Genomic DNA, 22325 nt, shown 5'->3' with positions numbered 1-22325 from the left:
CATTGTGGGCCGCGGCCGACAGACGGCGCGTCGTCAGTCGCCGAGTGTCGTGGCCCCGACCGATGGTATCGACCGCGAGTCTTTCACAAGCCCTTATTGTACTCTTAATTTTGGCCGTTCCGATAGTGCCGGTCACCCGTGCGGAGGGGACGGGGCGTTGTCGATGAGGGCGCGTGCCCAGTTGAGGGTCCATGCGGTCGCCGGTTGACCGTCGAGATTCCAGAACTCCGGGGTGTTGTAGAACGCGTGGACAGGTTGCCCCGCCCCGCCGGCCAGCACGTCGAGCGTCCGGGGCAGATTGGCGATGTTGAACGCCGACTGCGGCGCCGCGCAGATCAGATCCCCGGCCGCGCAGATCTGATTGGTGCGGGTGTCGAGTGCCCCGAAACCCCCCGGGCGCTCACCGGTCATCGTCAAGCCCAGGGCTGACAGCGTCGGGACCTCCTGCAGGGTGATCTCAGCGCCCTGCCCCGGCGGGTTGGGTCCGATGTCGCGCCCGACACCCTGTTGGCGGCGGCCGTCGGCGATCAGCGTGACGCCCAGGACGAGGTCCTCGTCGATCGGCCCGCGCCCGTTGCCGATATCGCTGGCCAGGTCTCCGGCGATCACAGCGCCCTGCGAGAAACCGACGATCAGGTAACTGGTCAGCGGACACCGGTCGTTCATCGCGGTGAGTTCCCGCACGGCGGCCGACGTGCCCTCCGCGCGGCTGTCGTTGTAGGACATCTGCTTGTCCGCCGACAGCGGATTGTGGAACTGCGCGGTGTAGGGAACGGTGAACACCGCCACGCGGTCCCGGCCGAACTGCTCGGTGATCGGTCGAGTGACGTTGAGCAGCAAGGCAATCGGGAACTGCACCGGGTTGAGCGGATCATCGGTCGGCGAGGACTCCCAGGTCCCGGGAATGGCGATCAGGCTGACGTCGGGACAGTCGGCGCTTTGGAAGGCGGGCCGCGGCTTCTTGACCGGCTGACTGGTCGGCGGAACGGCGCTGGGCGGGATCGCGGTCGTCGAGGGTGCCGGCCGGCGGACGACGATCACGACGATGGCCACCACGAGGGCAACCGCGACGGCAACGGCCGCCGCCGCTACGAGTGCCAGGATCCGATGGCGGCGGCGGCGGGCGCTGGTCCGGGACTTGCGGGCCATTCGGTCAGCAGAGTCGCGCGACGGCGATTCGGACGTAGGACGCGATCGCCGCCTCGGCGGGCAGTGCGGACTGCGCCGACTGCGGGGTCGACAGCTGGGAATCCGCGAGGTCGCTGCGCACCATGGGCGCGATGTGATCCCAGACCGCCCGGTCACCCTGCCCGGCCGAGCGTGCCTGGCAGACGAAGGAGCCGATGCTCAACGCCCGCAACTCGGTGGAGGGCCGGATGCCCGCCGCGGTCAGGTCGTCGAGATAGCTGCGCTGGGCCGTAGTGAGGTGCAGTTTGCCCGATTGCGGATCGATGTCGGAGGGCAGGATCGCGTCGACGCCGTTGACCGGACGGGGGGCCTGCTGCGCGGGCAGGGCCACGTTGCTGATCAGATCGGCGCCCGAACCACAGCCGGTCAGCAGGCAGGCCACCGACCCCGAGGCCCCCGCGAACAGCAGGAATCGGCCCGCCGAGCCGGGCCGGCCGGAGGTTCCGATGAGTTTGCCGGCACGACCGCCGGCGAGACGCCGCACCATTTCACAGTACCGGCGCAGGCTGACAGGTCCACCCTCCGCCGGGTTGCGGAAACTTAACAGTTCGACCCCCCGCGTGCCGCGCTATCCCAGGGCGGCGGAGAGGTCGCCGACCATCGCGCCGAGCTGTGCAGACCAGTTGCCCCAGTCGTGGTTGCCGCCGGCCGGGAAGTTGAACTGACCGTTGCGTCCGCCCATCGAGCGGTAGTGCGCGTAGAAGGTGCGCGCACTGCCCTGGGCCTGGTCGCAGCCGCCGATCATCGCCGCCGGGTCGCTACAGGTGACCGCGATCGGGCTGAAGACCCACAGCCGGGTGTTGTTGGCCACCAGCAGGTTGGCGTGGACGTTGGGGTCGTGGAACTTCCAGCGTCCCAGCTGGGGCGCGCCCCACATCGCGTCGATGTTGCCCCCGGACTGGTTGATACCGGCCGAGATGAGTCCGTTGAGCTGGGTGTTCGATGGTGTCAGGAAGCCCGACAGCGACCCGGCGTAGCTGTAGCGGTCGGGACGGAAGGTGGCCAGCGTGAGCGCGCCGGTGCCGCCCTGGGAGACGCCGACGATGGCGTGCCGGTTCGGCGCCAGCCCCTTGTTGGCCGCCAGCCAGTTCGGCAGCTCGTCGGCCAGGAAGGTCTCCCACTGCTTGCTGCCGTCGAGTTCCCAGTTGGTGTACATGCTGTACGCGCCGCCGGCGGGCGCGGCCACCGACAGTCCCGAGCCGGCCAGGGTGTTCATCGCATTGCCCGCCGTCACCCAGTTGCTCACGTCGGGGGCGGCGTTGAAGGCGTCCAGCAGCACCACCGCGTGCGGTCCCCCGGCCTGGAAGGCGACCGGGATATCGCGGCCCATCGCCCCGGAGGGCACCATCAGGTACTCGACGCCGGCCGCCGGGGCCGGCGGGGCCGCCGACACCGCCAGCCCGGACATTCCGGCTGCCAGGACAACCGAGCACAGACCCCGGAACAGTTTGACCAGACCGCTCATACCCACCTCGCGTCCCTCTGCACGGCGCACACCATCGCTTGAGCAGTGAATCACACCCGCCACCCGGCGGTTCCGGGTTTTGGCCGCAACCCCGTCACGATCTCGGCCGGTCAGGGTCCGGCGGCGGGCATCCCGGTGTAGGGGGGGCTTTCCGGGACCGGTTCCTCGAGGCCGCATCGGGCCAGTTCGTAGCGGGGGACCCGGTCGATGCGGTAGCGGGTGAACGGGAGTGCGTGGCGGATGTTGGACAGAACCCGCCGCAGGGTCAGCGGTGCCCGGATGGCATCGAGGCGGGCCTTGGTTTGCGGGCAGGTCAGCGCGACCTCGGCCGCGCGGATCCACTCCTCGTCGAGGTAGGCCGGAATGTAGGGCCTCTCCTTGAGCCACGGCCCCTCGGCGACCGCCCAGTCCGGGAAGAGGTTCTTGTCGTGCCCGATCCGGCCGTCCTGGAGGCGTTCGGTGTGCGCGGCGATCGGGTTGGCCAAGCCGATCTGGTCGATCACCCGGGTGGCGAGGCCGACGTTCATGCCGACCATGCCGAGGTTGGTGAAGAACACGGTGTGCGGCGCCACCTGATACCGCCAGCTGTCCATCGACACCCCCGGCGGCGGAGGCGGGGGCGGGACGGCCGGGACCACGTCCCAGACGTCGTAGTTCCCGGCCGGCAGCAGCAGCGCCCCGTCGGGGGTGTTGTGGATCGCCACCACGATCGCACGCATGCGCGGGTAGTCCAGGTAGTCGGCCGCGGTCAGCGGGTGCGCGTGGCCGGTCGCCTGGGCGTAGAAGCGCCGTTCGTCGACGATGCCCGAGTAGGTGACGCGGGTCGCGTCGTAACCCATTCCCATCGAGTTGGCCGCCCACAGCGACCAGCCGGCCACCGCCAGCCACAGCGACGCCACCGCGATCGGCAGCCGCCGGAGCCGCGGACCGGCACCCTCCCACGGCACCGCGATCGCGATCACCGAGACCGGGGCGAGCAGACAGAACAGCGGGGCGAGCAGGACCCGGCCGTGCATGAAGTCCCCGCCCTGGCGGATCCAGTAGAGCGCCTGCAGCACGCCGCTGACGAGGATGAAGGCCACCACGGCCGCCGGGCGCCGGACCCGGTCGGCCAGCCGGTGGCCGCCCGCGGGGTGGCGGCTCGCGGCAACGCCGACGGTCATGGCGGCCGCCAGCGCCGTCAGCAGGACCGCCGGCACCCACAGCGCATACGGTGCGGCGAAGTTGGCCAGGTAGGTGAATCCGGGTCCCCACTTACTGCCGGAGGCGTCCTTGGCCAGCGCGGTCTGCGGCACCAGCAGTCCGTAGTACCCCATGCGGAAGATCTGATACCCCACCGGCAGCAACCCGCCGGCGAGCACGATCAGCACCCGGCTTCGACGATCGGGGGCCGCGAGCAGCATCATGATCAGCGCCAGCCCCCCGATGAGCGCCAGCTCCGGGCGCACCAGCACGCCCAGCCCGGCGACGAAGGCCAGCGCGGCATCGGACTCGGACCGTCGCCGCGCCCCAGCCGGCGCCTGCGACCAGCAGACCATCATCCACCAGATCAGTCCCAGCCAGGCGGTGACCAGACCGTTCTCCAGACCGGAGGTGGCGAAGTCGCGCGCGGGCGGGATCGCGATGTACACCAACGCACCGGCCGGCAGGATCACCGCGCGCTTGCCGTCAAGCCTCGGCGCATACAGGCGTGCGGTTCCCAGCATCACCATCGCCACGCCGGCGACACTGAGGAACAGGCTCAGCGCCAGCGCGACGTACTCCAGGCGCATCGGGCCGCCGACCACACTGCCCAGGTAGACCAGGTAGGTCCAGGCGGTGGAGGTGTTGGATTCCACCCGCTCGCCGGCGTTGAAGACCGGGCCGTTGCCGGCCAGCAGATTGCGGATGGTGCGCAGCACGATCAGGCCGTCGTCGGAGATCCACCGGCGCTGCCAGGCACCCCATGCCCACAGCACGCAGACCACCCCGACCCCGAACCACAGACTGAGCCGGGTCAGCGACCACCGGCCCGCCGCGGCGATCGGCAGGCTAGCTGAAGACGACGGCGGCAACGACGGTTCCGATCCAGGCCAGGGCGAGAAGTTGCAGGACCCGATCGCGCAGGGCAATGTCCTCGGGCTCACCGGCCAGTCCCCCGTCGACGTCCACCGCGTAACGCAAAATCGCGACGGTGAACGGGATCATCGAGACGGCGAACCAGGAGCCGTCGTTGCCGTCACGCTCGAATGCCCACAGTCCGTAGCAGAGCACCACCGCGGTGGCCGACAGCGTCCACACGAATCTCAGGTAGGTACTGGTGTAGCTCTCCAGCGACTTGCGGATCTTGGCACCCGTCCGCTCGGCCAGCTGCAGTTCGGCATACCGCTTTCCGGCCGCCATGAACAGCGAACCGAATGCCATCACCAGCAGGAACCACTGGGATAACGGGATACCGGCGGCGACGCCGCCGGCGATCGCGCGAATCAGGAATCCCGAGGACACGATGCAGATGTCAAGCACCGCTTGGTGTTTGAGTCCGTAGCAGTAGGCCAACTGGATCGCCAGATAAATCGCCATCACCAGCGCCAGTCGCGGGGTCAGCCACCACGAGATCGCCAGCGACCCGGCCCCCAGAGCGAACGCGATCCCGCAGGCCAGGCCCACCGGAAGCACTCCGGCCGCGATCGGGCGCATCCGCTTCGTCGGGTGCGCGCGGTCGGCCTCGACGTCGCGCGCGTCGTTGACGAGATAGATCGCCGATGCCGCCATGCAGAAGACGACGAAGGCGACGGACACCTTAATCGCGACGTCGCGGTAGTCGTAGGTGATGTTGCCGCCCAACGCGGCCAACGGCGCGACGAGCACCAGCAGGTTCTTGACCCACTGACGAGGCCGGACCGCCTTGACGATTCCGCTGAGCAGGTTGGCCGGCGGGCCGGTCACCGGTGCCTCACTCACTGCCGCGCACCCCCCGTCGAGGTGCGGTGTTGCTCGCCGCCCCACCGGGCGGTGGCGCCGGCCACGCCGGCGCCCAGCACGATCCCGGCCAGGACGTCGGTCGGGTAATGCACACCGAGCACCAGCCGGGAGAGGGCCATCAGCCCCACGATCACCAGTGGCAGCGGGGAGCGGGTGGCCCGGCACAGCAGGATTGCCGCGGCGGTACTCGACGTCGCGTGGGCCGACGGGAAGCTCAGGTCGCTCGGGGTGGCCACGTTGACGACGATGTCGGGGTGGCTGGGCCGGCGCCGGCGCACGACCAGCTTGACCGCGATCGCAGCCGCGTGCGCGGCCACCGCTCCGATACCGACCAGCAGCCAGTCCCGGCGACGACCCCGGGTCAGCGCCGCACCGAGGACGCCGAGCGCCACCCAGCCGGCGGCGTGCTCGCCGAAGTACGACATCAGCCGTGCCGCGGCGACCACCGGCGGCTGCGCAAGACTCGCCTGCACCGCCACCAGCGCGGCGGTCTCGGAGGGGGCAGCGGCGGCGCCGTCAGGCATCACACGATCCGTCGAAGAGCACCATCTCCCACTTCTGCTTGCTCGCCAGCACCGGCAGCGCCTCCCGGTAGACCTTGCGCATGCGGGTGTACCGCCGCGCCAGCTCGAGATGGCAACGGATCGAGGCCCGAAGCAGCGCGAGCATCTTGGCCCGGTCGCGCTGGCGGAAAACCACTCCGCGCCCGTCGGCGGTCGTGACGGTCACGCCGTCGACCTTGCTGAGCAGAAACCAGCGCGCGTCCTGGGTGGGAATATTGAGTTGCGGTGTTCGGTGATGCTCGGGGTCTTCCCGGCGTAGCTGGTGGAGGACACCGCGGGCCAGCCGCAAAGCGATGGCGGGCGGCGAAACCGGCGGTTTGTGCATCCTGGTCCGCCCACTCGGTGCGGGCAGCGAGGTCGCACCCGCCAGGACCACCGCGTCGGGGTAGTCCTTTCGCATGGCGCGGATCTCCGGAAGTGCCGACTTGAGGATGTCGAAAATGTGCTCGGGTCCGGCCAGGAAATCCGCAATGGCCCGGTTCTGGATCGCCACGGTCGAGTATTCAAGGCAGAGCAGATGTTTGACGGTGGCTTTCACCGAACTCAGCAGAAGGCCGCGGATCGGCGCGTCCCAATGCAGCGCGGAGACCACGAGCCGGTTGCGGAGATGGAAGTACGCCTGCCAGTCGATCGCGTCGTCCTTGTCGCTCCAGGCCATGTGCCAGATCGCGGTACCGGGCATCGTCACGGTGCCGTAGCCGTGCTCACCGGCCCGCAGGCCGTAGTCGGCGTCGTCCCACTTGATGAAGAGCGGCAGCGGTTGGCCGAGTTCCTCGGCGACCTGGCGCGGGATCATGCACATCCACCAGCCGTTGTAGTCGACGTCGATGCGGCGGTGCAGCAGCAGGCTGCGCTCCTCCTCACCGTCATCGAGCGGGTACTTGGCGAAGTCGTGGTCGTACTCGGTGAAGGGAGCGTTGGTCCACATGAAATTCGAGCGGTCGACCACCTCGCCCATGACGTGCAGGTGTGAGGGCTCCTGGAGGTTGAGCATCTGCCCACCGACGAGGATCGGCGTCTTGGCGAACCGGCTCAGGGCCAGTGCCCGCAGGATCGAGTCGGGCTCGATGCGGATGTCGTCGTCCATGAACAGGATCTGTTCGCAGTCGGTGTTCTTCAGCGCCTCGTACATCACCCGGCTGTAGCCGCCCGATCCACCCAGGTTCGGCTGGTTGTGGATCGAGAGCCGATCGCCCAGTCGCTGTGCGGCCGCGGTGAATTCCGGATTGTCGACGGCCTTGTCGGTTCCCTGATCGACGACGATCACGGCTCCGATCACCTCGTCGACAAGCGGATCCGAGGTCAGCGCGCGCAGGGCGTTGACACAATCCGCGGGCCGGTTGAACGTCGGAATCCCGACCGCGATGCCGGCCCTGCCGGGTGCGGGCGAGGAGGCGTACCAGGCCGCGTGGTGCACGGTGACCCGGCTGTCGGTGGTGATGTCGAACCAGATCCAGCCGCCGTCCTCGAACGGTTCGAGCTCTATCTCGAACTCGGCGGCCGCCGGGGCGGCGGCGGTGCCCGAGACTGCCGAGCCGCCGACGCTGATCCGGGCCCCGGTGGCCTTGGACCGGTAGACGTCGACACGGGCACTGCCGATCAACTCGACGCGAAGCACCACCGACGTGAGCGTCGACCACCTGCGCCAGTAGCTCGCCGGGAAGGCGTTGAAGTACGTGGCGAAGGACACCTCTGATTCGGGGCCGATCTCCAGCGTGGTGCGACTGGTGGCGTGGGCGCGTCTGGCGTTGGTCTCCGATTCCTCGATGTAGAGCTTGCGCACATCGAGCGGTTCACCCGGGCGGGGCAGGATCACGCGGGCGAGCAGGCTCGTCGCCCGTGACTGCCCCTGGAGGGGTCCCGAGGGAATCTCACTCATGTGTCGTCGCCTTCGTCGCCGTCGCCGGTCGCCAGCGGCGCACCATCGCGCAGATGGGGCACCAGGACGTTGTCGTACATGGTCAACGCGCTGGCGATGGCCATGTGCATGTCCAGGTAACGATAGGTTCCCAGCCGGCCTCCGAAGAGGACCCCCGCCGAAGCGGTTTCCGCTTTCGCCCGACGCCGGTAGGCGCCCAGCATCGTGCGATCGGCGTCGGTGTTGATCGGATAGTAGGGCTCGTCGTCGGCCTCGGCGAATCGGGAGTATTCGCGCATGATCACCGTCTTGTCGGCCGGGTAGTCCCGCTCGGGGTGGAAGTGCCGGAACTCGTGGATGCGGGTGAAGGGGACATCCGGGTCGTTGTAGTTCATCACCGGGGTGCCCTGGAAGTCTCCGCAATCGGAGAGCACCTCGACCTCGAAGTCCAGGGTGCGCCAGCCCAGACGTCCCTCGACGTAGTCGAAGTAGCGATCCAGCGGTCCGGTGTAGACGACCGGAGCCCCCGGGGACCCGGCGCGCAACTCCGCGCGCACGTCGAACCAGTCGGTGTCCAGCCGCACCTCGATCCGATCGTCGTCGGCCATCTTCTCCAGCCAGGCGGTGTAGCCGCGGACGGGCAGGCCCTCGTAGGTGTCGTTGAAGTAGCGGTTGTCGAAGGTGTAGCGCACCGGCAGCCGGCTGATCGTGGACGCGGGTAGTTCCTTGGGGTCGGTCTGCCACTGCTTTGCGGTGTAGCCCTTGACGAATGCCTCGTAGAGGGGCCGGCCGATCAGCGAGATGGCCTTCTCCTCCAGGTTTTGGGCGTCGTCGGTATTGATCTCGGCGGCCTGCTCGGCGATGAGCGTGCGGGCCTCGGTCGGGTTGAAGTAGCGCCCGAAGAACTGGGACACCAGCCCCAACCCCATCGGGAACTGGTAGGCCTGGCCGTTGTGCAGGGCGAACACCCGGTGCTGGTAGTCGGTGAACTCGGTGAACTGACGCACGTAGTCCCAGACCCGCGTGTTGGAGGTGTGGAACAGGTGGGCGCCGTAGCGGTGGATCTCGATGCCGGTCTGCGGTTCGGGCTCGGAGTAGGCGTTGCCGCCGATATGCGGGCGACGGTCGAGGACCAGAACACGCTTGCCCAGCTGGGTCGCGACGCGCTCGGCGATCGTGAGGCCGAAGAAGCCCGAGCCGACGACGAAGAGGTCGTAACGCCCGGCAGGCTGATCGGCGCTCATCGGCGCAAGGTTATCCGACAGCGCTGATCGACAGCGCACGGCAAACGGTCCGTCGCGGCGGAAATCGCCCCCGCCCCCGCAACACGCTGGGTCGCGATTGGCTCACGATTCCGCATCGTCACTCCTGTAACAAAAACCTCAGCCGTACCATCGACATGTTGGCTTCCGGGCAGGTGACGCACCCGGTCCAGGGGCTGGCGAAACAGGTTTGACAACTTGAGATTCAAGTCCAGATTGAGGAGACCTTTCCGTGCCTAATCGACGTCGACGCACAATCTCGACAGCCATGAGCGCGGTCGCCGCCCTAGCCGTCGCAAGCCCCTTCGCGGTGGTCGGTCTGTTAGCGGCCACCGCCGACTCCGGCGCTGCCCAGCACCGGGAGTTCACCCGGGCCGCAGTCGTCACCGACCTGCCCAACGAGATCCTCTCCGCGCTGCAGCAGAGCCTGGCGCAGTTCGGCATCAACATCCCGCCGCTGCCGACGGGTCTAAGCCCCGCCGGGGCCCAGCCGGTGCAGACCGGTCCGGGTCTGACCACACCCGGGCTCACCACGCCGGGCCTGACCACGCCGGGTCTCACCACGCCGGGCCTGACCACGCCGGGCCTGACCACGCCCGGCCTGACCACACCCAGCCTGACCACACCCAGCCTGACCACACCCAGCCTGACCACACCCAGCCTGACCACACCCAGCCTGACCACGCCGGGTCTCACCACGCCGGGCCTGACCACACCGGGGCTGACCACGCCGGGCCTGACCACACCCGGCGGCGCTGTCCCGCCGGCAGCGGCGTCGACCCCGTCGCTGACCGATTCAGCGCTGACCAACCCGTCGCTGACCGATCCGGCGATCACCGCGCCGGGCCTGACCAGCCCGCAGCTCGGACCCAATCCCGCGCTGACGAGCCCCACGGTCACCGGCATCGGCCTGCCCACCGAGCAGCCGATCAGCGCTCCGCTGGGGCCGGTCGCGGGGACCTACCCGATCCTGGGCGATCCCTCACTGGCCGTGCCCTCCACGCCGACCAGCTCCGGCGGGATCGTCAGTGACCTGAGCAGCGCGGCCAACCAGCTCGGTTTGGGCCAGGCGATTGACCTGCTCAAGGGGGTCGTGGTGCCCGGAATCACCCAGGCCATCCAGAACGCCTCCGCAGCGGCCGCGGCAGCTCCGGCCGCAGCTGCACCGGCAGTCGAGGCCGCCGCCGCGGCCGCACCCACTGCCTGACCACCGACCTGCATCTAAACGGCACCGCAGGGTGGGACCGGCCCGTTGAGGGCCGGCACCCGGAAACCCCTGCGGTGCCGTTGCAGGCGATTATCACAACACTCTCAAGAGCCCGTGTCGAAACGCTGGCACCACAGAACACATACGTAACATCGCTGTGTGTCGTCCCGCCGCCGTACACCGAAGACGCTGTTCACAGCGGTCGCGGCGACCGTGGTCATCCTCCCCTGGGCGATCAGCGGCGTGCCGGGATCCGGCGATAACCACCCGCCGCGGGCCGAGGACACCGTCCTGAACCAGCAGCCACTCACCGACGTCGGCGGCGGGGAGACCGTTCGGGACGTCAGCCAGCCGACGCCGTTCTCGATGGTGGCGGTGACCGGGACGGACCTGAGCGGAACCTCTGCCCGGATTCGGGCGAAACGCGCGGACGGATCGTGGGGTCCCTGGTATCACACGCATCTGGTCGATCACGGCGGCCAGGACCCGACGGACGTGCCGCGCGGGACCGACCCGGTGTACGTCGGCGAGACCACTTCGGTGCAGATCGCGATCCGGCGGCCGGCCGGGGCTCCGGTCACCTCCGCGCCGACGGTCAGTGGCATCGACGCCGGGCGCGATCTGGGCTACCGACCCGCGAACGCCGAGGAGCCGCTCGGGCAGACCCTGTCGGCGGTGCTGATCACCCCGCCGCGCGCGCCGGCCGAGACGCAGTGGACGCCGCCCCCGACCGCCGCGCTGGGCCCGGGTCAGCCGCCCAACATCATCAGCAGGGCGGACTGGGGGGCGGGCAGCGGTCTGCGCTGCGGCGGGCCGTCGTACGGGTCAGGGGTTCGCGCCGCGGTCGTCCATCACACCGCGACGGGCAATGACTACGCGCCGGAGGATTCCGCGGCGATCGTCCGGTCGATCTACGCGTACCACACCATGACGCTGGGCTGGTGCGACATCGCCTACAACGCGCTGGTGGACAAGTACGGCCAGGTCTTCGAGGGCCGGGCCGGCGGGATCACCAAGGACGTGCTGGGCGCGCACACGGGGGGATTCAACAGCGACGTCTGGGGGGTGTCGATGATCGGCGACTTCGAGGAGACCCCGCCCCCGGACATCATGGTGAACACCCTCGGGCGGTTGCTGGGCTGGCGGCTTGGCCTGGACCGGGTCGATCCGCAGGGGACCATCGCGCTGAAGTCGGCCGGCGGGACCTACACCCACTTCCCGGCCGGGGCGACCCCGGAACTGCCGGAGATCTTCGCCCACCGAGACGTGGGCAACACCGAATGCCCGGGCGATGCCGGATATGCGGCCCTCGTCGCGGTCCGGGATATCGCCGCCCGGTTCAACAAGCCGCCCGATGTGATGGACTCGCTGCGCGGCGGCGCGATCCTGGCCCGCTGGGAAGCCGACGGCGGTCCCTCGAGCCCGCTGGGCATGCCGACCTCGCCGGAGGCCGCCGGCGACGGATCCACCCGGTACGCCACCTTCGAGCGGGGCGCGATGTACTGGTCCCCGGAAACCGGCGCGCAACCGCTCACCGGCGCGATCTACGAAGCGTGGGCGTCGCTGGGTTACGAGCGCGGCGCTCTGGGCATGCCCACCAGTGGTGAGATCGCCGAGCCGCTGTGGGTCGTGCAGAACTTCGCGCACGGCACGCTGAACTTCGACCGCCAGACCCACAACGTGTTGCGCGTCATCGACGGGGTCACCCTGGTGATGCCGCCGCCGTCGCTGGACGGCCCGCCGACCCAGCTGGAGCGATTCAGCCGGGTTCAGTCACGCTGAGCGTCTGTCCGGCGGCCAACCGGTCACAACCACCAGCGTTCGAGGACCCGCGCCAGCCCGTCGTCATCGTTGGGTGCGGTGACCTCGTTGGCCGCGGCGATCGCCTCCGGGTGCGCGTTGCCCATGGCCACCCCGTGCCCGGCCCAGCGCAACAGCGGAACGTCGTTGGGCATATCGCCGAAAGCCAGGACCTCGTCCGCGGCGATCTCCAGGGGCCGCGCGACGTCCTCGACGCCGACGGCCTTGCTGATCCCGATCGGGCTGATCTCGATCAGCCCGTCGTTGGTCGAGTAGGTGACGTCGCCCTGGATGCCGACGTGCTTGGCGAGGATCGCGGCGAGTTCCGAGCTCGGCATTCCGGGCTTGCGCACCAGCAGTTTGACGGCCGGCGCGCTGAGCAGGTCCTCGACCGACACTTCGGTGTTGTCCGGGTTGAGCCAGGCGTGCTCGTAGCCCGGTGCGCTGACGAACTGAGGCGTCGCGGTGTCGTGCGCGCTGGCTCCGACGCGCTCGACCGCCAACCCGGCGCCCGGAACCAGCCGCGTGGCGATCTCGGCAAGTTCGGTCAGTGAATCCACCGACAGCGTCCGCGCCGAGATCACCCGGTCGGTGGCCGAGTCGTAGATGACGGCGCCGTTGGCGCACACCGCCAGGGGGGCGAATCCCAGCGCGTCGACGACCGGGGGAATCCAGCGGGGCGGTCGGCCGGTGGCCAGGACGAAGTGGGTGCCCGCAGCGGCGGCCGCCTGCACCGCCTCCCGGGTGCGGGGCGTCACGCGCTCACCGGGATCCAGCAGGGTGCCGTCGACGTCGCTGGCGATCAGAGCGGGCAGCATCAGGATCGCTTCGCCGTTCGCCGCGCGCGCTCGGCCATTTCCTCGTCATCCAGCCGCGCGGCTTCGGCAGGTGTCGGCGCGGCACCGCCGAGACGGTGGGGAACCCAGAACGCACCCGCGGGATGTGGGTGGCGCTGCTGGACCTGATGCAGCATCACCGTCATCGACTGCCGCAGCCGCTGGTCGAGTTCGGCCGGGGTGCCGGTCGGAGACAGGGCCTTGCCCACCGCGACGGTGATGGGAATCTTGTTGCGGCCCAATTGCTTCGGGTGGTCTTTGGTCCACATCCGATGGGCTCCCCAGATGATCATCGGCAGAATCGGGACACCGGCCTCCAAGGCCATCCGGGCCGCGCCGCTCTTGAAGCCCTTGAGTTCGAAGCTGCGGCTGATGGTGGCCTCCGGATACACCCCCACCAGCTCGCCGTCGCGAAGCTTGCTGACCGCCTCGGCATACGCGGCGGCACCGGCCGTGCGGTCGACCGGGATGCAGCGGGTCCTCCTGATCAGGAAGTCGACGAACCGGACATCCTGCATCTCGGCCTTGAGCATGTAGCGGATCCGGCGGCGGCGCTGCCGGGTCGCCAGGCCCGCGGGCAGGAAGTCGATATAACTGGTGTGGTTGATGGCGACCACCGCTCCCCCGCTGGCGGGGATGTTCTCCAGGCCGGTGAACGTCAGCGTGGTGCCCGTCAGACGCGCCGCCACGGCGGCGGCGATCTCCAGGGTGCGGAAAACCGGTTCCATCTCAGTCGCGGGAGCCCGACCGGCGCTGCCGGCGCGCCGCGCGATCGGCGGCCTCCCGGGCCTCGATCTCGGCGGCCACGGTCGGCGTCGGCGCACCGCCGCCGAGTCGGTGCGGAACCCAGAACTCACCGGGCGGGTACGGCCCGTAGGCGTCCTGCACCTGTTCGAGCAGATGCTGCATGCGGGTCCGGAGCAGCTCGGTCAGTTCGGTGGGGGGAAGGGTGGGCAGGATCGGGGCACCGACGGCCACGGCGATCGGAACCTTGGGTCGCCACATCTTCCGGGGATGGTCTTTGGTCCAGATCCGCTGGGCGCCCCACACGACGTGCGGCACGATGGGGACGTCGGCGGCGATCGCCATGCGGGCCGCCCCGGACTTGAACTCCTTGAGCTCGAAGCTGCGGCTGATCGTCGCCTCCGGGTACACCCCGACCAGCTCGCCCGTCTTCAGTGCCTGGCAGGCCGCGTCATACGACGGCCCGCCGCTGTCGCGGTCGACCGGGATGTGGCGCATGCTGCGCATGAGCGGGCCGCTGACCCGGTGGTCGAACACTTCCTGCTTGGCCATGAAGCGGACCTTGCGGCCCAAGCCCTGCCGGTAGGCCGGCAGACCGGCGAAGGTGAAGTCCAGATAACCCGTGTGGTTGATGGCCACCACGGCCCCGCCCGTGCGGGGCAGGTTCTCCACGCCCGTCACCGTGAACGTCAGACCCTGCAGACGAAAGAGCGCAAGAGCCGCCCGGATAGCGGTCCCATACACCGGCTCCACAGCGTCAGCTTAGTGCTGGGCGAAGCCGCTAAGCTCGTCTTCGGTCCGGCTACCACCTGAGATCGAGGGCGGAGGCAGTTCGTGCAGGTCACCAGCATCGGTCACGCCGGCTTTCGGATCGACACCGAAGCCGGCAGCATCCTGTGCGATCCGTGGCTCAACCCGGCCTATTTCGGATCCTGGTTCGTCTTCCCCGACAACAGCGCCCTGGACTGGTCCGCGCTGGGTGACTGCGACTACCTCTACGTCTCGCATCTGCACAAGGACCACTTCGACCCCGCTCTGCTCGCCGCGCACGTCAACAAGGACGCCATCGTCCTGCTCCCCGACTTTCCGGTGCCCGACCTCAAACGGGAACTCGAGCAACTCGGCTTCCGGCGATTCATCGAGACCACCGACTCGGTCAAACAGCGCGTGAGCGGACCCAAGGGCGACCTCGAGGTGATGATCATCTCCCTGCGGGCACCCGCGGACGGGCCGATCGGCGATTCCGGGATCGTCATCAGCGACGGGACCACCACGCTTTTCAACATGAACGACTCGCGACCGCTGACCCTCGATGCGCTCGCCGGGCAGTTCGGCCACGTCGACGTCCACATGCTGCAGTACTCGGGGGCGATCTGGTATCCGATGGTCTACGACATGCCGGCCCGCGCCAAGGAGGCGTTCGGAACCCAGAAACGCCAGCGCGGAATGGACCGGTGCCGCCAGTACATCTCCGATGTCGGCGCCACCTGGGTCATCCCGTCCGCCGGCCCGCCGTGCTTCCTGGACCCCGACCTGCGCAGCCTCAACGACGACCACGGTGATCCGGCCAGCATCTTTCCCGACCAGATGGTGTTCCTCGAACAGATGCGGCTGCACGGCCACCACGGTGGACTGCTGATGATCCCCGGTTCGGAGGCCGATTTCACCGGGGCGCAGTTGAATTCGCTGACCCACCCGTTGCCGATGGCCGACATCGAGGAGATCTTCACCACCGGCAAGGCCGCCTACATCGCCTCCTACGCCGAGCGGATGGCGCCGGTGCTGGCGGCGGAGAAGGCAACCTGGGCGCCCGCGGTCGGGGAACCGCTGCTGGAGGCACTGCGCGCCCGATTCGAACCCCTCATGCTGGCCAGCGACCAGATCTGTGACGGCGTCGGCTATCCGGTGGAGTTGAGGATCGGCGCCGAAACGGTCGCGTTGGACTTCCCGAAGAGGACGGTGCGCGAACCGATCGCCGACGAGAAGTTCCGCTACGGTTTCGACATCGCTCCCGAACTTGTCCGCACGGTGCTGCGCGACAACGAGCCCGACTGGGTCAACACGATTTTCCTGTCGACCCGTTTCAAGGCCTGGCGGGTCGGCGGATATAACGAGTATCTCTACACCTTCTTCAAGTGCCTGACCGACGAACGCATCGCGTATGCCGACGGCTGGTTCGCCGAAGCGCACGACGACAGCTCGACGGTCATCCTCGACGGTTGGGAGGTGCAGCGGCGCTGCCCACATCTCAAGGCGGACCTGTCCCGATTCGGCGTTGTCGAGGGCACCACGTTGACCTGCAACCTGCACGGCTGGCAGTGGGATCTGAGCACCGGACGGTGCAAGACCAGCAAGGGCCACCCGCTGCGCTGCCGGCAAACCTGACACGGCCGTGACGAAACCACCGCGGCAGTACTACGACGACGGGCTGGTCCAGCTGGATCAGCGCGCTCTGACACTGCGTCGCTATCACTTTCCCTCAGGGACATCGAAAGTCATTCCGCTACAACTGATTCGGGGTTACCGAACCGAGCCGCTGGGTCTGGTAAGCCAACGTTTCCAGATCTGGGGAAGCTCGGATCTGCGTCGCTGGCTACCCCTGGACGTTCGTCGGCCGCTGAAATCGACCCTGGTGACTCTCGACATCCCGGGGACCTGGCCCAGCCCGGCCTTCACCCCCGCCGATCCGGCGGTGTTCCTGGCGATGTTCGACGAGATACTGCAGCACTGAGGGCCGCGATCACGGCTTGAGCAGGTCGGTTCCCACGAAGGGCACCAACGCAGCAGGCACGCGCACGCTGCCATCCGGCTGCTGATGGTTCTCCAGGATCGCCGCCAACCAGCGCGTCGTCGCCAAGGTGCCGTTGAGCGTGGCGGCGATCTGCGGCCGTCCATTCTGATCCCGGTAGCGGGTGGCCAATCTGCGCGCCTGGAACGTGGTGCAGTTCGATGTCGAGGTCAGTTCGCGGTAGGCACCCTGGCTGGGCATCCAGGCCTCGCAGTCGAATTTGCGCGCCGCAGAGGCACCCAGATCGCCCGCGGCCACGTCGATCACCCGGTAGGGCACCTCGATCAGGTGGAGCATCTCGCGCTGCCAGCCCAGCAGTCGCTCGTGTTCGGCCTCAGCCTGCTCGGGACGGCAGTAGACGAAGGCCTCCACCTTGTCGAACTGGTGCACCCGGATGATTCCCCGGGTGTCCTTGCCGTAACTGCCCGCTTCCCGGCGAAAGCACGACGACCACGCCGCGTACCGCAACGGACCGACCGACAGTTCCAGAATCTCGTCCGCGTGATAGCCGGCAAGGGGAACTTCGGAGGTGCCGACGAGGTAGAGGTCGTCGGACTCGATGCGGTAGATCTCCGAGGCGTGCGCGCCGAGGAAGCCGGTGCCTGCCATGACCTCCGGACGCACCAGAACCGGGGGGATCATCAGCGTGAAACCGGCGTCGGTGGCCATCCGCGCGGCGGCCTGCAGGAGCCCCAGTTGCAGCAGGGCGCCGCGGCCGGTGAGGAAGTAGAACCGCGAGCCCGATACCTTCGCACCGCGCTCGACGTCGATCAGGCCCAGCGCCTCCCCGAGTTCGAGGTGGTCGCGGGGATCGGCGATCTCGCGCGGCTCACCGACGACATCGAGGACCGCGTAGTCGTCCTCGCCGCCGGCCGGGACTCCCTCGATGACGACATTGGGGAGCGCCAGGTGGACGGCGGTGAACGCGGCCTCGGCCTCGTCCTGCCGGGCCTCGGACTGCCGGACCTGTTCAGCGAGTTCCTTGGCCCGTTCCAGCAGGGCCGGGCGGTCGTCGGCAGAGGCGGAGCCGACCTGGCGGCTGGCCGCTTTCTGCTCGGCGCGAAGCTGATCAGCCTCAGCGATGGCCGCACGGCGGCGCGCGTCGGCCTCGAGCAGTGCGTCGACGAGGGCGGGATCATCACCGCGACTGCGCTGCGAGTGGCGCACCGCGTCCGGGTTCTCGCGCAGCACTCTGAGGTCGATCACGCCCTAGACCATAACCGGGCTCACAGCACGACCCCGTAACAGAAGGCTCGCATCACTTGTCACCCCGTCAGCGGCGCCTGCGACAATGGGCGGTGATGGTGCAGATGACTGAGTGCGACGACACCGACGATCAGGTCGAACCCGACGCGAAGCGCAACCGGCTCAGCCCGTGGCAGGCGTCCTCGGCGCAACGGGCGCTGTTGCTCACGGCGCTGGGCGGTCTGCTGATCGCGGGGACCCTCACCGCGCTGGGATCGTGGGCCGGCCCGTTGGCCGTTCGCAGCGGCGGTCAGGACAGTCCGCTGGCCGCCGAGCGGGCCGCCACGGCCGCGGAGTCGGCGTTCGCCGACGCCAAACCCGGCGACTGCCTCACCTGGCCGGACAACCAGCCCGAAGCGGCCGCGATCGTTCCCTGCTCTGAGGATCACCGTTTCGAAGTCGCCGAGTCAGTCGACATGCGGACCTATCCGGGGATGGAGTACGGACCGGAGGCGGCGCCACCGTCGCCCGGCCGCATTCAGCAGATCAGCGTCGAGCAGTGCGAACCGGCCGTCGAGCGCTACCTGGCCGGCAAGTACGACCCCAACAGCCGTTTCACCATCAGCCTGCTGTGGGCGGGTGACAAGGCCTGGCGGGATTCCGGCGAGCGCCGGATGCTGTGCGGCTTACAGCTGCCCGGACCCAACAACCAGCAGCTGGTCTTCCGCGGCAAGGTCGCCGATCTCGACCAGTCGAAGATCTGGCCGATCGGCACCTGCCTGGGGGTGGATCCCGCCACCAACCAGCCCACCGACGTCCCGGTCGATTGCTCGGCACCGCACGCGATGGAGGTCACCGGGGCGGTCAATCTCGCTGAGAAGTTCCCGGCCGGCCTTCCCTCCGAACCCGACCAGGACACGGTCATCAAGGACGCCTGCAACCGCATGACCGACGCCTACCTCGCCCCGGTGCAGTTGCGGGACACGACACTGACGCTGATCTACAGCACGATCTCGCTGCCGAGCTGGACCGCGGGCAGCCGCCAGGTCTCCTGCAGCATCGGGGCGACCCTGGGTAACGGCGGCTGGGCGACACTGATCAACAGCGCCAAGGGTCCGCTGCTGATCAACGGCCAGCCGCCCATCCCCCCGCCGAGCATTCCGGAGAGTCGGCTCAACATCCCGTTGCCGCCGATGTCGTTCGCCCCGAGCCCACCTCCGCGCTGAGGGCGCCGACGCGGTGCCGGTAGAGATGTCCCCCGAGCGCTTCGAAGAGCTGGTCTCCGAGGCGCTGGATCTCATTCCTCCCGGGTTGTCCGCCGCGATCGACAACGTCGTGATCCTCGTCGCTGACCGCGATCCCGAGGATCCCGAGCTGCTGGGTCTCTACGAGGGAATCGCCCTGACCGAGCGGGACTCGATGTACGCGGGCAACCTGCCCGACGTCATCACCATCTACCGCGACAGTCTTCTGGAGATCTGCGACACCGACGACGACGTGGTGCAGGAGGTGGCGATCACGGTGATCCATGAAGTCGCCCACCATTTCGGGATCGATGACGATCGTCTGCACGAGCTCGGCTGGAGTTGAGCGGCGCGTCACCGCCGGCGGATCGGACAGCGGTGCTAAGCAGTACCGGTGAGCGAGTGCCGCGAGTGCGCCGCCGGGCGGTCGCACTGCCACGGGACCCTGATCCAGCATCCGGGACAGCCCTGGCACTGCACCGACCCCGACTGCGTGCAGCCCGAGATCCTGCTGCACGGGCTGGCGATCGACTGCCATGCCCTCGGCTGTCGCTGCGGTGTGCTCGAGGACAGGCTCGCGGTCTGAGCGCTCGCTAGCCGGTGTCGGTCGCCTTGGGCGCGTCCTCGACCGACTGCGCGTCGAGCCGAGGGCCGAGGGGCGGCGTCCGCGATCCCCACTGCACACACCTCCACCGTCGGCTACCGAGCGGGTGCAGCACCACCGCGTCGAGGTTGGCCAGGGGGTGATCGACGGCGAAGCCGCTGTCCACACCGGCCAGCACCGCGGCCACCAGTCGGATCGCCCCGCCATGGCTGACCACCACGACATCGCTACCGGTGCCGCCGTCGAGATGGCGCGACCGCACTTCGTTCGTTGCCAGCTCCGTTGCCAGCTCGATTGCCGGCAGGTAGCGATCCAGGACGGCGCGGCCGGTCTCACCGCCGGGCATGGCGGCGTCAAGATCGCCCTCGTGCCATCGCCGGTACACGGCCCGGTACTGCGCGATCGCGTCGTCGTCGCTGCGGTCTTCGAGATCACCGGCCTGAACCTCGTGGATTCCCTCCAGTGGTGCCGGATCCAGGCCCGATTCGGTAGCGATCTCCCCGGCGGTCTGAGCCGCCCGAACGGCCACCGAGTGCAGGAGCAGACCCGGGCGGGCCAGCCCGGACCGGGCGAACGCCCGTGACTGTTCCCGGCCGAGCGCGGTGAGCTCGGCGCCCGGCGGGCGAGTGTCGAGGCGACGCTCGACGTTGGCGTGGGTCTGGCCGTGCCGCACCAGGATCAGGCGCCCACTCACCGCTTACCCTCGCGCAGCAGCGCAAGCCATCGGTCGGCCTCGTCCACTCGCGGCGGCACGCTTCCGGCCGCCGATCCGGTCGGCCAGGAACCCAGGAAGCGCACATCGGCGCACCGGCGGTGCAGAGCCTTGAGCGCCTCGGCCACCGCGCTGTCGTCGATGTGGCCGACGCAGTCCAGGAAGAACATGTAGGTGCCCAGTTCGATTCGGGTGGGACGCGACTCGATACGGGTCAGGTCGATGTCGCGGATGCCGAACTCGTTCATCGCCGCGACCAGAGCGCCGGGAGTGTTGTCGATCCGCAGCACGACCGAGGTCCGATCGGCTCCGGTCCGGGCCGGTGGCGGAGCGGGTCGCCCGACCAGAACAAACCGGGTCCGCGCGTTGGGTTCGTCGACCACCGCCTCGGCGAGCGCGGACAGGCCGTAACGGTGGGCGGCCAGGGCCGTACTCACCCCGGCGTCGGCTCGACCCTCGGCGACGTCGGCGGCAGCGGCCGCATTGGAGTTGGCCGGCACCACCTCGGCACCCGGAAGGTGAGCGGCCAGCCACCGCCGAACCTGGGCCGCGGCCATCGGGTACGCCGCGACGGTGCGGACGTCGGCCGCCGCCGTCGCGGGCCGGGTCACGATGCTGAAGGCGACGTCGAGAGTCAGTTCGGCGTAGATCTGCAGCGGAGTCCCGTCCGCGAGGCTGTCGAGGGTGGGCAGCACGCTGCCCTCGATCGAATTCTCGATCGGCACGCAGGCGAACTCTGCGGCACCCGAGCGCACCGCCTCGAGTGCGGCCGGCGTGCTGTCCATCGGCTGCGGGTCCGCATGCGCGGCGTCATGCGGCAGCACCTTTTCGGCGAGCATCCGCAGCAGTGCCGCTTCGGTGAACGTTCCCTCCGGTCCGAGGTAGGCGATGCGGGCCACTGCTCAACACTATCGGTGCGCCGCAGCGGGGCTACCGTTGCGGGGTGAGCGTGGTCCCGGACGATTCCGCGGGCGCCGACCGGCGGGCGATCCGGCTGGAGATCGGCGTCATGCTGGCCGTCACGTTCGGTGTCAGTGCCATGGTTGCGCTGCTGCGACTGGCCGACGCCCTATTGTCCGGACTGCCCGGCTATCGGGTCCGGATGAATCCGAACCTGTCCCGCTACGACCTGATCAACCTGGGCCTCAACCTGGTGTCCCTCGGCCAGTTGGTGGCGTGGGGTCTCTTGGCGCTGTATCTGCTGTGGCGCAGCGGGATCGGGCCGACTCGCATCGGGCTGGGTCGCCTGCGGTGGCCGGGCGACGTGATCGGCGGGGTGGGCTTGGCCGCGCTGATCGGATTGCCCGGGCTTGCGCTGTACCTCGCTGCCCGCACGCTCGGCATGAGCGCCGATGTGGAGCCCGCGTCGCTGGCGAGTTCGTGGTGGCGGATCCCGGTGCTGGTGCTGGCCGCCTTCGCCAACGCTTTCGCCGAAGAGGTCGTCGTGGTGGGTTACCTGATCACCCGACTGCGGCAACTGGGACGCACCCCGGCGCAGGCGGTGCTGGCGTCGGGCGTACTGCGCGGCCTCTATCACCTCTATCAGGGCTTCGGCGCGGGACTGGGCAACCTCGTCATGGGCTTGGTGTTCGGGTACGCCTGGTGTCGGTGGGGTCGGCTCTGGCCGCTGGTGATCGCGCACGGGTTGATCAACAGCGTGGCCTTCGTGGGGTACGTCGTGCTCGCGGGACACCTGACGTGGCTGCGTTGACCCTGGGTTGACGCCGGGGCGTTTCGGCACTGACCCCGCACACCGTGACCCGTAGATTGGCGCCGTGACCTACTGGCCGGCCGCCGCGGACGCGCCCACCGAACCGCTGCCGCGGCTGCCCCCGCCCGAGCCACCCCCGACCCTGCGCCGCGCGGCTCCCGGAGCGCCCCGCCACCGTCGGCCGCTTCCAATTCCCC

At 69.0% G+C, this 22325-nt stretch carries 21 protein-coding genes and 1 pseudogene; 8 read left to right on the top strand and 14 right to left on the bottom strand.

Annotation, left to right across the window (positions count from 1 at the left end; genetic code table 11):
- Window positions 1-132 precede the first annotated feature (132 nt).
- The 8 genes from culp6 to glf all read right to left on the bottom strand — a co-directional run bounded on the left by culp6 (window position 133) and on the right by glf (window position 9279).
- Window positions 133-1149: a carboxylesterase Culp6 gene (gene culp6, locus ACKOB8_RS10245; RefSeq protein WP_526377108.1), complete on the bottom strand. Its 1017-nt coding sequence runs from the start codon at window positions 1147-1149 to the stop codon at window positions 133-135.
- Between the two features lie 4 nt (window positions 1150-1153).
- Complete coding sequence (locus ACKOB8_RS10240) at window positions 1154-1672, bottom strand: DUF732 domain-containing protein (RefSeq protein WP_526377107.1); 519 nt, start codon at window positions 1670-1672, stop codon at window positions 1154-1156.
- Window positions 1673-1756: 84 nt separating this feature from the next.
- Window positions 1757-2653, bottom strand: a complete 897-nt coding sequence (locus tag ACKOB8_RS10235; RefSeq protein ID WP_526377145.1) for an alpha/beta hydrolase — start codon at window positions 2651-2653, stop codon at window positions 1757-1759.
- A gap of 110 nt (window positions 2654-2763) precedes the next feature.
- Entirely contained in the window at window positions 2764-4707 is a 1944-nt protein-coding gene (aftB, locus tag ACKOB8_RS10230) for a terminal beta-(1->2)-arabinofuranosyltransferase (protein ID WP_526377106.1), read from the bottom strand.
- Complete coding sequence (locus tag ACKOB8_RS10225) at window positions 4685-5593, bottom strand: decaprenyl-phosphate phosphoribosyltransferase (protein WP_526377105.1); 909 nt, start codon at window positions 5591-5593, stop codon at window positions 4685-4687. Before ACKOB8_RS10225 ends, aftB begins: the two co-directional genes overlap by 23 nt.
- Window positions 5590-6138, bottom strand: a complete 549-nt coding sequence (locus ACKOB8_RS10220) for a phosphatase PAP2 family protein (protein ID WP_526377104.1) — start codon at window positions 6136-6138, stop codon at window positions 5590-5592. The genes ACKOB8_RS10225 and ACKOB8_RS10220 overlap by 4 nt, the downstream gene beginning before the upstream one ends.
- The gene (locus ACKOB8_RS10215; protein ID WP_526377103.1) at window positions 6131-8056 is read right to left on the bottom strand and encodes a glycosyltransferase family 2 protein; all 1926 of its coding nucleotides are present in this window, start codon (window positions 8054-8056) and stop codon (window positions 6131-6133) included. Before ACKOB8_RS10215 ends, ACKOB8_RS10220 begins: the two co-directional genes overlap by 8 nt.
- On the bottom strand, window positions 8053-9279 hold the full coding sequence (gene glf / locus ACKOB8_RS10210; RefSeq protein WP_526377102.1) for a UDP-galactopyranose mutase: 1227 nt from the start codon (window positions 9277-9279) through the stop codon (window positions 8053-8055). The genes ACKOB8_RS10215 and glf overlap by 4 nt, the downstream gene beginning before the upstream one ends.
- A 250-nt stretch (window positions 9280-9529) precedes the next feature.
- On the opposite strand from glf, the gene ACKOB8_RS10205 reads away from it, so the two are divergent.
- Together ACKOB8_RS10205 and ACKOB8_RS10200 are read left to right on the top strand one after the other, a co-directional pair.
- Complete coding sequence (locus ACKOB8_RS10205; RefSeq protein ID WP_526377101.1) at window positions 9530-10504, top strand: hypothetical protein; 975 nt, start codon at window positions 9530-9532, stop codon at window positions 10502-10504.
- A gap of 159 nt (window positions 10505-10663) precedes the next feature.
- Complete coding sequence (locus ACKOB8_RS10200) at window positions 10664-12286, top strand: N-acetylmuramoyl-L-alanine amidase (protein ID WP_526377100.1); 1623 nt, start codon at window positions 10664-10666, stop codon at window positions 12284-12286.
- A gap of 23 nt (window positions 12287-12309) precedes the next feature.
- On the opposite strand, the gene ACKOB8_RS10195 is transcribed toward ACKOB8_RS10200, so the two are convergent.
- From ACKOB8_RS10195 to ACKOB8_RS10185, 3 genes are read right to left on the bottom strand one after another with little or no spacing between them, the layout of a single operon-like run.
- Window positions 12310-13125, bottom strand: a complete 816-nt coding sequence (locus ACKOB8_RS10195) for a Cof-type HAD-IIB family hydrolase (RefSeq protein ID WP_526377144.1) — start codon at window positions 13123-13125, stop codon at window positions 12310-12312.
- Window positions 13122-13868, bottom strand: coding sequence for a lysophospholipid acyltransferase family protein (locus ACKOB8_RS10190; RefSeq protein WP_526377099.1), 747 nt, complete (start codon window positions 13866-13868; stop codon window positions 13122-13124). The genes ACKOB8_RS10195 and ACKOB8_RS10190 overlap by 4 nt, the downstream gene beginning before the upstream one ends.
- A gap of 1 nt (window position 13869) precedes the next feature.
- Window positions 13870-14637 carry a lysophospholipid acyltransferase family protein gene (locus ACKOB8_RS10185; protein ID WP_526377098.1) on the bottom strand — a complete coding sequence of 256 codons (768 nt, stop codon included), beginning with the start codon at window positions 14635-14637 and terminating at the stop codon, window positions 13870-13872.
- Window positions 14638-14718: 81 nt separating this feature from the next.
- Here ACKOB8_RS10185 and ACKOB8_RS10180 point away from each other — a divergent pair, with 81 nt between their 5' ends.
- Both ACKOB8_RS10180 and ACKOB8_RS10175 read left to right on the top strand, forming a co-directional pair.
- Window positions 14719-16269 (top strand): Rieske 2Fe-2S domain-containing protein, encoded by a 1551-nt coding sequence (locus ACKOB8_RS10180; protein WP_526377097.1) that lies wholly within the window; start codon window positions 14719-14721, stop codon window positions 16267-16269.
- Window positions 16270-16276: 7 nt separating this feature from the next.
- Window positions 16277-16615, top strand: coding sequence for a hypothetical protein (locus tag ACKOB8_RS10175; protein ID WP_526377096.1), 339 nt, complete (start codon window positions 16277-16279; stop codon window positions 16613-16615).
- A 9-nt stretch (window positions 16616-16624) separates the two neighbouring features.
- Here the strand turns inward: ACKOB8_RS10175 and serS are convergent, their stop codons facing one another.
- Window positions 16625-17878: a serine--tRNA ligase gene (gene serS / locus ACKOB8_RS10170; RefSeq protein ID WP_526377095.1), complete on the bottom strand. Its 1254-nt coding sequence runs from the start codon at window positions 17876-17878 to the stop codon at window positions 16625-16627.
- Between the two features lie 95 nt (window positions 17879-17973).
- On the opposite strand from serS, the pseudogene ACKOB8_RS10165 reads away from it, so the two are divergent.
- The 3 genes and pseudogenes from ACKOB8_RS10165 to ACKOB8_RS10155 all read left to right on the top strand — a co-directional run.
- Window positions 17974-19077 (top strand): annotated as a pseudogene (locus ACKOB8_RS10165) (septum formation family protein); the annotation flags it as partial.
- Between the two features lie 19 nt (window positions 19078-19096).
- Window positions 19097-19447 (top strand): metallopeptidase family protein, encoded by a 351-nt coding sequence (locus tag ACKOB8_RS10160; protein WP_526377094.1) that lies wholly within the window; start codon window positions 19097-19099, stop codon window positions 19445-19447.
- Between the two features lie 48 nt (window positions 19448-19495).
- The gene (locus ACKOB8_RS10155) at window positions 19496-19687 is read left to right on the top strand and encodes a hypothetical protein (protein WP_526377093.1); all 192 of its coding nucleotides are present in this window, start codon (window positions 19496-19498) and stop codon (window positions 19685-19687) included.
- A gap of 7 nt (window positions 19688-19694) precedes the next feature.
- Here the strand turns inward: ACKOB8_RS10155 and ACKOB8_RS10150 are convergent, their stop codons facing one another.
- Window positions 19695-20399 (bottom strand): histidine phosphatase family protein, encoded by a 705-nt coding sequence (locus ACKOB8_RS10150; protein ID WP_526377092.1) that lies wholly within the window; start codon window positions 20397-20399, stop codon window positions 19695-19697.
- A complete protein-coding gene (gene pheA, locus ACKOB8_RS10145; RefSeq protein ID WP_526377091.1) occupies window positions 20396-21316 on the bottom strand; it encodes a prephenate dehydratase in 921 nt (306 codons plus the stop codon). The genes ACKOB8_RS10150 and pheA overlap by 4 nt, the downstream gene beginning before the upstream one ends.
- Window positions 21317-21360: 44 nt before the next feature.
- Here pheA and ACKOB8_RS10140 point away from each other — a divergent pair, with 44 nt between their 5' ends.
- Window positions 21361-22128: a CPBP family intramembrane glutamic endopeptidase gene (locus ACKOB8_RS10140; RefSeq protein WP_526377090.1), complete on the top strand. Its 768-nt coding sequence runs from the start codon at window positions 21361-21363 to the stop codon at window positions 22126-22128.
- Window positions 22129-22325: the final 197 nt, after the last annotated feature.

The sequence above is a fragment of the Mycobacterium sp. genome, assembly GCF_046091765.1.
Classification (GTDB): domain Bacteria; phylum Actinomycetota; class Actinomycetes; order Mycobacteriales; family Mycobacteriaceae; genus Mycobacterium.
This window is presented reverse-complemented; position numbering and strand designations above follow the sequence as displayed.